The following is a 14,702-nucleotide window of genomic DNA, read 5'->3' on the forward strand; positions in this document are numbered from 1 at the left end:
CGCCTTCGCGGGCAAGCCCGCTCCCACAGGGTTTCGTGGTGGATACAACATTGCAACCAGCCTGAAAAACCTGTGGGAGCGGGCTTGCCCGCGAAGGCGGTGGCACATTCAGCATCAATGGTGTCTGACCCACCGCTATCGCGAGCAGACTCACTCCTACAGGTGCTGAAGGCGTTCACAATTCCTGTGTTCATCACGAAACCCTGTGGGAGCCAGCCTGCTGGCGAAGAACGATAACGCGCTCTGTCAGATCACAAACAGATCAATGAATCGATTCACCGCTGTGGCTTCCAGCCGCGCCTGATCCTCACAGAGCGCAAATATCTCAGCGCAACGCTGCCCGGCAAACCGTGTGGCCAGGTTGGCCTTGAACTTGTCCTCCAGCAACGGAATGCCCTCGGCGCGGCGGCGGCGATGGCCGATCGGGTACTCCACCACCACGTTCTCGGTGCTGCTGCCGTCCTTGAAAAAAACCTGCACGGCATTGGCAATCGAGCGTTTGTCGGCTTCGAGGTATTCGCGGGTGAAGCGCGGTTCTTCGACGATGACCATTTTCTCGCGCAGCACATCGATGATCGGGTGCGCGTTGTGGAAGTCGTCTTCGTAGTGCTCGGCTATCAGATTGCCGAAAGCCAGCGGCACGGCGGTCATGTATTGCAGGCAATGATCGCGGTCGGCGGCGTTGGCCAGCGGGCCGACCTTGGAAATGATGCGGATCGCCGATTCATGGGTGGTAATGACGATGCGGTCGATCTCATGCAGGCGATTGCGCACCAGCGGATGCAAGGTCACCGCCGCCTCGCAGGAGGTCTGCGCATGGAATTCTGCGGGGAAGCTGATTTTGAATAGCACGTTTTCCATCACGTAACTGCCGAACGGCCGGGAAAAGCTGAAAGCGCGCTTGTCCTCGGGCTTCAGCGCCAGATCATTGTTGGTGTGGCTGAACGATACCTCATAGAAGCCCCACTGCTTCGCGCTCAACACACCGGGAATGCCCATCTCGCCGCGCATGGCGATGTCGGCCAGCCTTACACCACGACTCGCCGCATCCCCCGCCGCCCACGATTTGCGCGAGCCGGCATTCGGCGCATGGCGATAAGTGCGCAGCGCCTGACCGTCGGCGAAGGCATGGGACAGCGCCGACAGCAGCTGCTCGCGATTGGCGCCCATCAGTCGGGCGCTGACGGCAGTCGAGGCGACTTTCACCAAAATGACGTGATCGAGTCCTACCCGGTTGAAAGAGTTTTCCAGAGCGATCACGCCTTGGATCTCATGAGCCATGATCATTGCTTCCAGCACATCGCGGACCGTCAGCGCCGCTTCGCCGTTGGCGACGCGTTTTTGCGACAGGTGATCGGCAACGGCGAGGATGGCGCCGAGGTTGTCCGACGGATGGCCCCATTCGGCGGCGAGCCAGGTGTCGTTGTAGTCGAGCCAGCGGACGACGCAGCCGATGTCCCACGCGGCTTTGACCGGGTCGAGACGATAACTGGTGCCCGGCACTCGTGCACCGAACGGTACAACCGTGCCCTCGACGAGCGGGCCAAGGTGTTTCGTGCATTCGGGGAAACGCAGGGCTAGCAAGCCGCAGCCCAGCGTGTCGATCAGGCAATTACGCGCGGTGTCCAGCGCCTCGGCGGAGTCGGGCTTGAAGGTGAGGACGTAGTCGGCGATGTCCTGCAGGACTGCGTCGTAATCGGGGCGATTGTTCAGGTCGACGTTGGCGCTCATGTTCGATTCACTCGTGAAGTGGTTCGTTGATGGGACCTCGGTTCAGGGCTAACGATTTCTTATGATTGAAATGCAATCCACAGTGGGAGCGAGCCTGCTCGCGAAGGCTGAGTGTCAGTCAACATTTGCATGTCTGATGCATCACTTTCGCGAGCAGGCTCGCTCCCACAAGGATACTGCTGTTGCTTAAAAGCAATCACCGGGCACGCGGACGTAACCTTCCATGAGCACCCGCGCACTGCGGCTCATGATGGCTTTTTTCACCATCCACTCGCCATTCTCCAGCGTCGCCTCAGCGCCCACGCGCAACGTCCCGGACGGATGCCCGAAACGCACCGCATTGCGCTCAATCCCACCAGCAGCAAGATTTACCAACGTGCCGGAAATCGCCGCCGCCGTGCCGATCGCCACCGCTGCCGTGCCCATCATGGCGTGGTGCAGCTTGCCCATCGACAACGCGCGCACCAGCAGATCCACGTCACCAGCAGCGATCGCTTTGCCACTCGACGCCACGTAATCCGCAGGTTTGGCAACGAATGCGACTTTCGGCGTGTGCTGCCGCTTGGCGGCTTCTTCCAGATTGGCGATCAGGCCCATGCGCAACGCACCGTAGGCACGAATCGTCTCGAACATCAGCAGTGCTCGCGGATCGCCGTTGATCGCGCCCTGGAGTTCGGTGCCGGTGTAGCCGATGTCTTCGGCGTTGACGAAGATCGTCGGGATCCCGGCGTTGATCATCGTCGCCTTGAACGTGCCGACACCCGGAACCTCGAGTTCATCGACCAGATTGCCGGTGGGGAACATCGAGCCACCACCGCCCTCTTCTTCCGCCGCCGGATCCATGAATTCGACCTGCACTTCGGCCGCCGGAAAGGTCACGCCGTCGAGTTCGAAATCACCGGTTTCCTGCACTTCGCCGTTGGTGATTGGCACGTGGGCGATGATGGTTTTGCCGATGTTGGCCTGCCACACGCGCACCACCGCCACACCGTTGTCCGGGATGCGGCTAGCGTCGACCAGACCGTTGCTGATGGCGAACGAACCGACCGCGGCCGAGAGGTTGCCGCAATTGCCGCTCCAGTCCACGAACGGCTTGTCGATCGAGACCTGACCGAACAGGTAGTCGACGTCGTGATCGGCACGGGTGCTTTTCGACAGGATCACGGTTTTGCTGGTGCTCGACGTCGCGCCGCCCATGCCGTCGATCTGCTTGTCGTACGGGTCGGGGCTGCCGATCACCCGCAGCAATAAAGCATCGCGGGCCGGGCCTGGAACCTGCGCGGCTTCGGGCAGATCCGTGAGGCTGAAGAACACGCCTTTGCTGGTGCCGCCGCGCATGTAGGTGGCGGGGATCTTGATTTGTGGTGCGTGAGCCATATTGCTCCTTACCGAAAGCATGGGACTTGAAATCCCATGCCCACATCAGTTGATTTAAACGGCAACCGCCGACTCTTCGAGGAAGTCCTGTGCGAAGCGCTGCAACACGCCGCCGGCCTCGTAGATCGACACTTCTTCAGCGGTATCGAGGCGGCAGGTCACCGGCACTTCGACGCGCTCGCCATTCTTGCGGTTGATCACCAGCGTCAGATCCGCGCGCGGCTTGCGCTCGCCGATCACGTCGTAGGTTTCGCTACCATCGATGGCCAGGGTGTGGCGATTGGTGCCGGGTTTGAATTCCAGCGGCAACACGCCCATGCCCACCAGGTTGGTGCGGTGAATACGCTCGAACCCTTCAGCGGCAATCGCCTCGACACCGGCTAGGCGTACGCCTTTCGCCGCCCAGTCACGGGAGGAACCCTGACCGTAATCGGCGCCGGCAATGATGATCAGCGGCTGCTTGCGCTGCATGTAGGTTTCGATCGCTTCCCACATGCGCATGACCTGGCCTTCCGGCTCGACGCGCGCCAGCGAACCCTGCTTGACCTCGCCGTTTTCCACGACCATTTCGTTGAACAGCTTCGGATTGGCGAACGTTGCGCGCTGGGCGGTCAGGTGATCGCCACGGTGGGTGGCGTAGGAGTTGAAGTCCTCTTCCGGCAGGCCCATTTTCGCCAGGTATTCGCCGGCGGCGCTGTCGAGCATGATCGCGTTCGATGGCGACAGGTGATCGGTAGTGATGTTGTCCGGCAGCACCGCCAACGGGCGCATACCCTTCAATGGACGGGCGCCGGCCAGTGCGCCTTCCCAGTACGGCGGACGGCGGATGTAGGTGCTCATCTCGCGCCAGTCGTACAGCGGCGCGACTTTCGGCCCGGTGTCTTCATGCACGGCGAACATCGGAATATAGACCTGACGGAACTGCTCAGGCTTGACCGACGACTTCACCACCGCATCGATTTCTTCATCGCTCGGCCAGATGTCTTTCAGGCGGATTTCCCGACCATCGACCACGCCCAGCACATCCTTCTCGATATCGAAACGGATGGTCCCGGCGATAGCGTAGGCAACCACCAGCGGCGGCGAGGCGAGGAAAGCCTGTTTGGCGTACGGGTGAATGCGCCCGTCGAAGTTGCGGTTGCCGGAGAGCACGGCGGTTGCGTACAGATCGCGGTCGATGATCTCTTGCTGAATCAGCGGATCAAGGGCGCCGGACATGCCGTTACATGTGGTGCAGGCAAACGCCACGACGCCAAAACCGAGTTGTTCCAGCTCAGTGGTCAGCCCCGCTTCGTCGAGGTACAGCGCCACGGTTTTCGAACCCGGCGCCAGCGAAGATTTCACCCACGGCTTGCGGGTCAGGCCGAGCTGGTTGGCATTGCGCGCCAAGAGGCCGGCGGCGATGACGTTGCGTGGGTTGCTGGTGTTGGTGCAACTGGTGATAGCGGCGATGATCACTGCGCCATCGGGCATTTGCCCCGGCACGTCATCCCATTGGCCGGAGATGCCTTTGGCGGCCAGATCGGACACCGCGACGCGGGCGTGCGGGTTGCTCGGCCCGGCCATGTTGCGCACCACCGAGGACAGATCGAAAGTCAGGCCGCGCTCGTATTGCGCGCCTTTCAGGCTGTCAGCCCACAGGCCGGTGAGCTTGGCGTATTGCTCGACCAATTGAACCTGCTGGTCTTCACGACCGGTCAGTTTCAGGTAATCGATGGTCTGCTGGTCGATGTAGAACATCGCCGCCGTGGCGCCGTATTCCGGGGCCATGTTGGAGATGGTCGCGCGGTCGCCGAGGGTCAGCGCTGCCGCGCCTTCGCCGAAGAACTCCAGCCAGGCACCGACGACTTTCTGTTTGCGCAGGTATTCGGTCAGGGCCAGGACCATGTCGGTAGCGGTGATGCCCGGTTGCAGCTTGCCGGTCAGTTCGACGCCGACGCTTTCCGGCAGGCGCATCCACGACGCGCGGCCGAGCATCACGCTCTCGGCTTCGAGGCCGCCGACACCGATGGCGATCACGCCCAGCGCATCGACGTGCGGCGTGTGGCTGTCGGTGCCGACGCAGGTGTCGGGGAACGCCACGCCTTCACGCACCTGAATCACCGGGGACATTTTCTCCAGATTGATCTGGTGCATGATGCCGTTGCCCGGCGGGATCACATCGACGTTCTTGAAGGCCTTTTTGGTCCAGTTGATGAAGTGGAAACGGTCTTCGTTGCGGCGATCTTCGATGGCGCGGTTCTTCTCGAAGGCCTGGGCATCGAAACCGCCCGCCTCGACGGCCAGCGAGTGGTCGACGATCAATTGCGTCGGCACCACCGGGTTGACCTGTGCCGGGTCACCGCCCTGCAAAGCGATGGCATCGCGCAGGCCAGCGAGGTCGACCAGCGCGGTCTGGCCGAGGATGTCATGGCACACCACCCGCGCCGGGAACCACGGGAAATCCAGATCGCGCTTGCGCTCGATCAGTTGCTTGAGGGAATCGGTGAGCGTGGCCGGGTCGCAGCGACGCACGAGGTTTTCCGCCAGCACGCGGGAGGTGTACGGCAGGGTGTCGTAGCTGCCAGGCGCAATCGCCTCGACCGCCGCGCGGGTGTCGAAGTAATCCAGCGGCGTGCCGGGCAGGTTCTTGCGGAATTCTGTGTTCATCGGGTCAGGACTCGGGTCACGGTGATTACAAGTGATGGGCGTTACACCGGCACTGAAGTGGACTCGGTCAACTGTGGGAGGGGGCTTGCTCGCGAATGCGGGGTGTCATTCAACCGATTTGTCGACTGATACACCGCATTCGCGAGCAAGCCCGCTCCCACATTGGTTACCGGTTTATCCAGCTACCCGTGTTTCACACTCACCCACTAGCGACGTTCGATTGGCACGAACTTGCGCTGTTCGACGCCGGTGTATTCGGCGCTTGGACGGATGATGCGGTTGTTGGCGCGTTGTTCGAACACGTGCGCGGCCCAGCCGGTCAGGCGCGAGCAGACGAAGATCGGCGTGAACAGCTTGGTCGGGATGCCCATGAAGTGGTACGCCGAGGCATGGTAGAAGTCGGCATTCGGGAACAGTTTCTTCTGCTCCCACATGGTCTTGTCGATGGCCTCGGAAACCGGGAACAGCACCTTGTCGCCAACCTCGTCCGCAAGTTTTTTCGACCAGCCCTTGATCACCTCGTTGCGCGGGTCGCTGTCCTTATAGATCGCGTGGCCGAAGCCCATGATCTTGTCCTTGCGCTCGAGCATGCCGAGGGTGCCTTTGATCGCCTCTTGGGGCGAGGCGAAGCGCTCGATCATTTCCATCGCCGCTTCGTTGGCGCCGCCATGCAACGGACCGCGCAGCGAACCGATGGCCGCGGTCACGCACGAATACAGATCCGACAAGGTCGAAGCGCAAACACGCGCGGTAAAGGTCGAGGCGTTGAATTCATGTTCGGCGTAGAGGATCAGCGACACGTTCATGACTTTGACGTGCAATTCGCTCGGTTTCTTGCCGTGCAGCAAGTGCAGGAAGTGGCCACCGATGGTCGGCTCGTCGCTGACGCAATCGATGCGTTTGCCGTCATGGCTGAAGCGATACCAGTAGCACATGATCGCCGGGAACGCGGCGAGCAGACGGTCGGTCTTGTCGCGCTGTTCGGAGAAATCGTTCTCCGGTTCGATGTTGCCGAGGAACGAGCAACCGGTGCGCATGACGTCCATCGGGTGGGCGTCGGCGGGAATGCGTTCAAGCACTTCTTTAAGCGCCTGCGGCAGGTCGCGCAGCTTGCTCAGTTTGCGTTGATAGTCGGCCAGTTGCGCTTTGGTCGGCAGTTCGCCGTACAGCAGCAGATAGGCGACTTCTTCAAATTGCGCGTCGGCGGCCAGTTCACGCACGTCGTAGCCGCGATAGGTCAGCCCGGCCCCGGCCTGGCCCACGGTGGACAATGCGGTTTGCCCGGCCACCTGGCCACGGAGCCCGGCGCCACTGAGTACTTTTGCTTCGGCCATTGTGTTCTCCAATCTTCTTGAATTTGTATGGGGAAACTTGTGGGAGCGAGCCTGCTCGCGAAAGCGCTGGTTCAGTCGACATCAATCTTGGATGTCAGTCCGTCTTCGCGAGCAGGCTCGCTCCCACAGGGTTTTGTTCAGCCTTTTTTCTGTGCAAACAACGCATCGAGCTTCTGCTCGAACGTGTGGTAGTCGATACGATCGTAGAGCTCCATGCGAGTCTGCATGGTGTCGATGACATTCTGTTGCGTGCCATCGCGGCGGATAGCGGTGTAGACGTTTTCCGCAGCCTTGTTCATCGCGCGGAACGCCGACAGCGGGTACAGCACCAGCGAGACGTCGGCGCCGGCCAGTTGTTCGGTGGTGTACAGCGGCGTTGCGCCGAATTCGGTGATGTTGGCCAGGATCGGCGCTTTTACTCGATTGGCGAACAGCTTGTACATGTCCAGTTCGGTAATCGCTTCGGGGAAGATCATGTCGGCGCCGGCCTCGATGCACGCCGCTGCGCGATCGAGTGCCGATTCCAGCCCTTCCACTGCCAGCGCATCGGTACGCGCCATGATCACAAAGCTGTCGTCGGTGCGCGCATCGACGGCGGCTTTGATGCGATCGACCATTTCCTGCTGGCTGACGATTTCTTTATTGGGGCGATGACCGCAGCGCTTGGCGCCGACCTGGTCCTCAATGTGAATCGCCGCCGCGCCGAACTTGATCATCGACTTGACCGTGCGCGCCACGTTGAAGGCCGACGAGCCGAAACCGGTGTCGACATCCACCAGCAGCGGCAGGTCGCAGACATCGGTAATCCGCCGCACGTCGGTGAGCACGTCATCCAGCCCGGTGATGCCCAGGTCCGGCACGCCGAGCGAGCCTGCGGCTACGCCGCCGCCGGACAGGTAGATCGCCTTGAAACCGGCGCGCTTGGCCAGCAGCGCGTGGTTGGCGTTGATCGCGCCGACCACTTGCAAAGGATGCTCGCTGGCGACCGCATCGCGGAAGCGCTGGCCCGGCGTGTTCAGGTTGGAAGTCATGCATCACCTCGTTCAGTGGCTGTCTGGTTGTGGGCGCCGTCCTCGTAGTGACGGGCGATGTTGCGTTTCGAGGCGCCGATGTGGCGGCGCATCAACAATTCCGCGAGCTCGCCGTCGCGGTCGGCGATCGCATCGAGAATGCGGTGGTGTTCGGCGAAGGCCTGGTGCGGGCGGTTCGGCGTGGTGGAAAACTGGATGCGGTACATGCGCACCAGTTGATACAGCTCGCCGCAGAGCATCTGCGTCAGCGTGCGATTGCCGCTGCCCTGGATGATCCGGTAATGAAAGTCGAAATCGCCTTCCTGCTGGTAATAACCGACACCGGCCTGAAACGCCGCATCGCGCTCGTGGGTTTCCAGGACCCGGCGCAGTTCGTCGATCTCCTCGACGCTCATGCGCTCGGCGGCGAGGCGGCAGGCCATGCCTTCGAGGGATTCGCGGATTTCATAGAGCTCGATCAATTCGGCATGGCTAAGCGAAACCACCCGCGCCCCAACATGTGGCACGCGCACCAGCAGGCGCTGGCCTTCCAGACGATGGATCGCCTCGCGCAACGGCCCCCGACTGATGCCATAGGTGCGCGCCAGTTCCGGCTCGGAGATCTTGCTGCCCGGGGCGATCTCGCCTTTGACGATAGCGGCCTGGATGCGCCGGAAGACGTTTTCCGACAGCGTCTCGGAATCGTCGCCACTGATGACCGGGGGATCGAGTTGATCCAGCATGATTGTCGACACCTTTAAATCCAATGCGGCAAAAACTAGCCAATAAGACGCAATGAGTCAAAGGATAAATAGGTATTGTCGACAATCGTCTAATAACCACAATCAACTGGGCACTCAGCCAATGTGGGAGCGAGCTTGCTCGCGAAAGCGGAATGTCAGTCAACGTTGCTTCGAATGGCACGCCGCCTTCGCGAGCAAGCTCGCTCCCACAGGGGCTCCCACAGGGATAATTGCTCAACGCCCATGGAGCGGCCCAAGCGCTGGCGCCATAAAACCACCGTGCTAGAATGCCGCCCGCATTTGCGGGTCTTTGTACGGCTTGCCATAAAAAGCTGCTAGGCACACGCGGGGGTTTGCGCACGGTTGTGCGGGGCACCTGAACCGATAACGGAACGCTGCGCACCAGGATTTATGAGACTCAAGCCTTTCCCCACCTTTTTTGCTCTGTTTTGCCTGCCCGGCCTCGCCGCCGCGGGGGAAAAAACCGTGTACGGCCTCAACGAATACGCTTCGCTTGACGGCATCAATCTCGAAGTCGCGGCCAAGCTCGACACCGGCGCGAAAACCGCCTCGCTGAGCGCTCGCGACATCAAACGCTTCAAACGCAACGGTGAATCCTGGGTACGTTTCTACCTGGCGATCGACGCCGCGCATTCGCACCCCATCGAACGGCCGCTGGCGCGGGTCAGCAAGATCAAGCGCCGCGCCGGCGACTACGATCCGGAAGAAGGCAAGCAGTACACCGCACGCCCGGTGATCGAGCTGGATATCTGCATGGGTTCGGCATTGCGCAGCATCGAAGTGAACCTCACCGACCGAAGTGCGTTCCAATATCCGCTCTTGATCGGCTCCGAGGCGCTGAAACGCTTCGACGCGCTGGTCGACCCCAGTCTTAAATACGCTGCCGGCAAACCTGCCTGCACCATCGCCGCTCATACCGCCGAGTAATTTCCATGCGTTCTCTTACCTTCCACCTGAAAATCCTGATCGCCGTGCTGGTGCTGCTGGGCGTTTCGGTTACGGCCTATCAGATTTTCGTGCTCGGCATCCCGGTGACCGAAGACGCCACCGACGACCTGTGGAACATCGACGCCAAGGTCGAGTTCGTCGCCAGCACCAAGGATCCGGTGAAGATCCAGATGTTCGTGCCGCCATTGAGCCGCGACTACGTCAGCCTCAACGAGAGTTTCATCTCCAATAATTACGGCGTCGCGGTCAACCGCGTCGACGGCAACCGCAAGGTGACCTGGTCGGCCCGCCGCGCCAAGGGCAACCAGACGTTGTATTACCGTCTGGTGCTGACCAAGCGCTACACCGCGGAAAAGTCCAAGGTCAAAGGCCCGACCTTCCGTGACAGCATGGTCATCGAAGGCCCGGAAAAGATCGCCGCCGAAGCCCTGCTCGCACCGATCCGCCAACATTCGGCCGACGTCGAAACCTTTATTGGCGAGGCGATCAAGCGCGTCAACAATGTCAACGACGACAACGTCAAATTGCTGCTGGCCGGCGATCCGTCGACGTCGCACAAAGCCAAGATCGTCGAACTGCTGCTGTCGATCGCCCACGTTCCGGTAGAAAAAGTCCACACCATCCGCCTCGTCGCCGATCAGCCACAGACACCCGAATTGTGGTTGCGCAGCTTCAACGGCAACGACTGGCTGTACTTCAACCCGGAAACCGGTGAGCAAGGCCTGCCAACCGACCGCCTGCTGTGGTGGACCGGTGACGAAAACCTGATCACCGTCGACGGCGGCAAGAAAGCCAACGTGACTTTCAGCCTGAACAACAGCGAGATGAACGCGATTCGTCTGGCCAAGCTGACCGACGAAAACACCGACGCCAACTTCCTCGATTACTCGCTGTACGGCCTGCCGCTGCAGACCCAGCAGACCTTCATGATCATGGTGATGATCCCGATCGGCGTGCTGGTAATCCTGATCCTGCGCAACCTGATCGGCCTGCAGACGCTCGGCACGTTCACCCCGGTGCTGATCGCCCTCGCCTTCCGCGAAACGCAGCTGGGCTTCGGCATTCTGCTGTTCACGGTGATCACCGCGCTGGGCCTGTCGCTGCGCTCGTATCTTGAACATCTGAAACTGCAGATGCTGCCACGCCTGTCGGTGGTACTGACCTTTGTCGTGGTGTTGATCGCGGCGATCAGCCTGTTCAGCCACAAGCTTGGCCTTGAGCGTGGCTTGTCGGTGGCGCTGTTCCCGATGGTGATTCTGACCATGACCATCGAACGCCTGTCGATCACCTGGGAAGAACGCGGCGCCAACCATGCGCTGAAAGTCGCCATCGGTACGCTGTTCGCCGCCTCCCTGGCGCACCTGATCATGACCGTGCCGGAGCTGGTGTACTTCGTCTTCACCTTCCCGGCGATCCTGCTGATTCTGGTCGGCTTCATGCTGGCGATGGGTCGCTATCGCGGCTACCGCCTGACCGAGCTGGTACGTTTCAAGGCCTTCCTGAAGAAGGCTGACGCCTGATGTTCGGTTTCTGGAAGACTTGGAAGGCCCTCGAGGCGCGCGGCATCATGGGCATCAACCGCCGAAACGCGGACTACGTGCTCAAGTACAACAAGCGCAGCCTGTACCCGATCGTCGATGACAAGATCCTCACCAAGGAACGCGCCATCGCCGCCGGCATCCACGTGCCGGAGCTGTTCGGGGTGATCTCCACCGAGAAGGAAATCGACAAGCTCGACGAGATCATCGGCGGGCGCAACGACTTCGTGATCAAACCGGCGCAGGGCGCGGGCGGCGACGGCATCATCGTCATCGCCGACCGCTTCGAAGGCCGCTATCGCACGGTGTCGGGCAAGATTCTCGCCCACGAAGAGCTCGAGCATCACATCTCGAGCATCCTCACCGGCCTGTATTCGCTGGGCGGCCACCGCGACCGCGCGCTGATCGAATACCGCGTGACCCCGGACCAGATCTTCAAGAGCATCAGCTACGAAGGCGTGCCGGACATCCGCATCATCGTGCTGATGGGTTATCCGGTAATGGCGATGTTGCGCTTGCCGACGCGCCAGTCCGGTGGCAAGGCCAACCTGCACCAGGGCGCCATTGGCGTTGGCGTCGATCTGGCCACCGGTTTGACTCTGCGCGGGACTTGGCTGAACAACATCATCACCAAACACCCCGACACCACCAACGCGGTGGATGGCGTGCAACTGCCCTACTGGGACGGTTTCATGAAACTCGCCGCCGGCTGCTATGAGCTGTGCGGGCTGGGTTACATCGGTGTGGACATGGTGCTCGATCAGGAGAAAGGCCCGCTGATTCTTGAGCTGAATGCGCGGCCGGGGCTGAACATCCAGATCGCCAACGATTGCGGGCTGACCTTGCGTACCCACGCGGTTGAAGCGCGGCTGGAAGAGCTGAAGGCGCGGGGCGTAAAGGAATCGGTTGAAGAGCGGGTGGCGTTTACCCAGGAGATGTTTGGGCATATTCCTGCGGTCGAGGGCTGATCCTCCACATTGATCGTTCCCACGCTCTGCGTGGGAATGCAGCCCGTGACGCTCCGCGTCACAGTGGACGCAGAGCGTCCATGGCGGCGTTACCACGCGGAGCGTGGGAACGATCAAAGAACCCGAGCTTCAACTCTGCCGCCCATCTGCCAATCGCCGACATCTCCTCTAGGAGCAATTCCCGCAGAGGACTACAATCGCCACCCCGCCTCAACGGCCGATCTGCCCCGCCCATGTTGACCTGTTCCGTACACCCACTGCCCTACCGTGCCAATCCCGCCGACTATTTCGCGGCTATCCGCAATGCCCCCGGCGCTGTGCTGCTCGACAGCGGCCGGCCGAGCGCCGAGCGCGGCCGTTATGACGTGCTCAGCGCCTGGCCGCTGGAACAACTGGCGGTGTTGCCGGACGAAAGCGGTGCACACTTCCTCCAGCGCCTGCGTGACAACCTCAGCCGCTTGGGCGACGCGCAGGTGCCTGCCGGGTACGAATTGCCGTTCGCCGGCGGATTGATCGGTTATTTGAGCTACGACTTCGGCCGGCATCTGGAAAACCTGCCGAGTCAGGCGCTGGATGACCTGCAACTGCCCGATGCGCGTTTCGGCCTGTACAACTGGGCGCTGATCAGTGATCACCACGGGCAAACCAGCCAATTGGTCTTTCATCCATCGCTTGTCGACAGTGAACGGCAACGACTGATCGCGCTGTTCACCCAGCCTCAAGTTGACGCCCTGGCTCCCTTCAAACTGAACGCCCCGATGGCCGCTGATCTCTCGGCCGACGATTACCGTCAGGCGTTCGAGCGCATTCAGGACTACATCCAGGCCGGCGACTGCTATCAGGTCAACTTCGCGCAACGCTTTCGTGCTGAATGCCAGGGCGATCCGTGGCTGGCTTATTGCGCATTGCGCCAAGCCTGTCCGACGCCGTTTTCCGGCTTCCAGAGCCTGCCCGATGGCGGCGCAGTGCTGAGCCTGTCACCGGAACGCTTCGTCAGAGTCAGCCAGCGTCAGGTCGAAACCCGCCCGATCAAAGGCACCCGCCCCCGTGGCGTCACCCCAGTCGAAGACGCGGCCAACGCCGCCGAACTCTTGGCCAGCCCCAAGGACCGCGCGGAAAACCTGATGATCGTCGACCTGCTGCGCAACGACCTCGGGCGCACCTGCCGCATCGGCTCGGTGCGGGTGCCGGAGTTGTTCAGTCTGGAGAGTTATCCGAATGTGCATCACCTGGTCAGCAGCGTGACCGGTGAACTGGCGGCGGATCGTGATGCGCTGGACCTGATCGCGGGCAGCTTCCCCGGCGGCTCGATCACCGGCGCACCGAAGATTCGGGCGATGCAGATCATCGACGAACTGGAGCCGACCCGGCGCGGTTTGTATTGCGGATCGTTGCTGTACCTGGACGTGCGCGGCGAGATGGACAGCTCCATCGCCATTCGCAGTCTGTTGGTCAAGGATGGCCAGGTGTGCTGCTGGGGCGGCGGCGGGATTGTCGCCGATTCGGACTGGCAGGCGGAGTATCAGGAGTCGATGACCAAAGTCAGAATTCTCTTGGAAACCCTGCAAAACCTCTGAGGAATGATCGTTCCCACGCTCCGCGTGGGAATGCAGCCCGGGACGCTCCGCGTCCCATCCAAAGCCGAACGCGGAGCGTCCGTTGAGGCATTCCCGCGCAGAGCGTGGGAATGATCATCGTGTGGGAGCGAGCCTGCTCGCGAAGACGTCCTTCCAGACGACTACAAACTCAACTCTCTATTAGAGGCTTTGAGGAACTCCTGCTTCAGCTCTTCAAACGAATGCACCGCCGGGAACTGCGGAAACTCGCGAATCACGTTGTCCGGCGCATGAAACAGAATCCCCGCATCCGCCTCGCCGAGCATGGTCGTGTCGTTGTACGAATCACCCGCCGCGATCACCCGGTAGTACAGGCTCTTGAACGCCAGCACCGACTGGCGCTTGGGATCTTTCTGTCGCAGTTGATAACCCGTCACCCGACCGCTTTCGTCAGTGATCAAGCGATGGCAGAGCAAGGTCGGGAAACCCAGTTGGCGCATCAGCGGCTGCGAGAATTCATAAAAAGTGTCCGAGAGAATCACCACCTGGAAACGCTCGCGCAGCCAGTCGACGAACTCCACCGCGCCGTCCAGCGGTTTCAGCGTGGCGATGACTTCCTGAATGTCCGAGAGCTTGAGACCGTGCTCATCGAGGATGCGCAGACGCTGCTTCATCAATACGTCGTAGTCGGGAATGTCCCGGGTGGTAGCCTTGAGGGCGTCGATTCCGGTTTTTTCGGCGAAGGCGATCCAGATTTCCGGTACCAGTACCCCTTCAAGATCCAGGCAAGCAATTTCCACAAGACACTCCCGTTTGTAGTGATTATT

The 14,702-nt window shown here is 61.1% G+C and carries 11 protein-coding genes; 4 read left to right on the top strand and 7 right to left on the bottom strand.

What is annotated here, in order from left to right; all coding sequences use genetic code 11:
• Positions 1–246 precede the first annotated feature (246 nt).
• The 6 genes from prpD to ACMYUN_RS05570 all read right to left on the bottom strand — a co-directional run bounded on the left by prpD (position 247) and on the right by ACMYUN_RS05570 (position 8,841).
• Positions 247–1,731, bottom strand: coding sequence for a 2-methylcitrate dehydratase (gene prpD, locus ACMYUN_RS05545; RefSeq protein ID WP_415763182.1), 1,485 nt, complete (start codon positions 1,729–1,731; stop codon positions 247–249).
• Between the two features lie 186 nt (positions 1,732–1,917).
• Complete coding sequence (gene prpF / locus ACMYUN_RS05550) at positions 1,918–3,108, bottom strand: 2-methylaconitate cis-trans isomerase PrpF (RefSeq protein WP_415763183.1); 1,191 nt, start codon at positions 3,106–3,108, stop codon at positions 1,918–1,920.
• A 54-nt stretch (positions 3,109–3,162) separates the two neighbouring features.
• On the bottom strand, positions 3,163–5,757 hold the full coding sequence (gene acnD / locus ACMYUN_RS05555; protein ID WP_415763184.1) for a Fe/S-dependent 2-methylisocitrate dehydratase AcnD: 2,595 nt from the start codon (positions 5,755–5,757) through the stop codon (positions 3,163–3,165).
• Positions 5,758–5,963: 206 nt separating this feature from the next.
• Positions 5,964–7,091 carry a 2-methylcitrate synthase gene (gene prpC, locus ACMYUN_RS05560; protein WP_415763185.1) on the bottom strand — a complete coding sequence of 376 codons (1,128 nt, stop codon included), beginning with the start codon at positions 7,089–7,091 and terminating at the stop codon, positions 5,964–5,966.
• A gap of 137 nt (positions 7,092–7,228) precedes the next feature.
• Positions 7,229–8,122 carry a methylisocitrate lyase gene (prpB, locus tag ACMYUN_RS05565; RefSeq protein ID WP_024012298.1) on the bottom strand — a complete coding sequence of 298 codons (894 nt, stop codon included), beginning with the start codon at positions 8,120–8,122 and terminating at the stop codon, positions 7,229–7,231.
• The gene (locus ACMYUN_RS05570) at positions 8,119–8,841 is read right to left on the bottom strand and encodes a GntR family transcriptional regulator (RefSeq protein WP_185757875.1); all 723 of its coding nucleotides are present in this window, start codon (positions 8,839–8,841) and stop codon (positions 8,119–8,121) included. Before ACMYUN_RS05570 ends, prpB begins: the two co-directional genes overlap by 4 nt.
• 414 nt (positions 8,842–9,255) lie before the next feature.
• On the opposite strand from ACMYUN_RS05570, the gene ACMYUN_RS05575 reads away from it, so the two are divergent.
• The 4 genes from ACMYUN_RS05575 (at position 9,256) to pabB (ending at position 13,896) form a co-directional block, all read left to right on the top strand.
• Positions 9,256–9,792 carry an ATP-dependent zinc protease gene (locus ACMYUN_RS05575; protein WP_039762988.1) on the top strand — a complete coding sequence of 179 codons (537 nt, stop codon included), beginning with the start codon at positions 9,256–9,258 and terminating at the stop codon, positions 9,790–9,792.
• A 5-nt stretch (positions 9,793–9,797) separates the two neighbouring features.
• Positions 9,798–11,333, top strand: a complete 1,536-nt coding sequence (locus tag ACMYUN_RS05580) for an inactive transglutaminase family protein (protein ID WP_116659146.1) — start codon at positions 9,798–9,800, stop codon at positions 11,331–11,333.
• Entirely contained in the window at positions 11,333–12,319 is a 987-nt protein-coding gene (locus tag ACMYUN_RS05585; RefSeq protein ID WP_415763186.1) for an alpha-L-glutamate ligase-like protein, read from the top strand. The genes ACMYUN_RS05580 and ACMYUN_RS05585 overlap by 1 nt, the downstream gene beginning before the upstream one ends.
• 233 nt (positions 12,320–12,552) lie before the next feature.
• The gene (gene pabB / locus ACMYUN_RS05590; protein ID WP_415763187.1) at positions 12,553–13,896 is read left to right on the top strand and encodes an aminodeoxychorismate synthase component I; all 1,344 of its coding nucleotides are present in this window, start codon (positions 12,553–12,555) and stop codon (positions 13,894–13,896) included.
• A 161-nt stretch (positions 13,897–14,057) separates the two neighbouring features.
• Here the strand turns inward: pabB and thrH are convergent, their stop codons facing one another.
• A complete protein-coding gene (gene thrH, locus ACMYUN_RS05595) occupies positions 14,058–14,675 on the bottom strand; it encodes a bifunctional phosphoserine phosphatase/homoserine phosphotransferase ThrH (RefSeq protein ID WP_129999206.1) in 618 nt (205 codons plus the stop codon).
• Positions 14,676–14,702 lie beyond the last annotated feature (27 nt).

Origin of the sequence: Pseudomonas sp. CP4 (assembly GCF_047758505.1) — a bacterium.
GTDB lineage: Bacteria > Pseudomonadota > Gammaproteobacteria > Pseudomonadales > Pseudomonadaceae > Aquipseudomonas > Aquipseudomonas fluorescens_AO.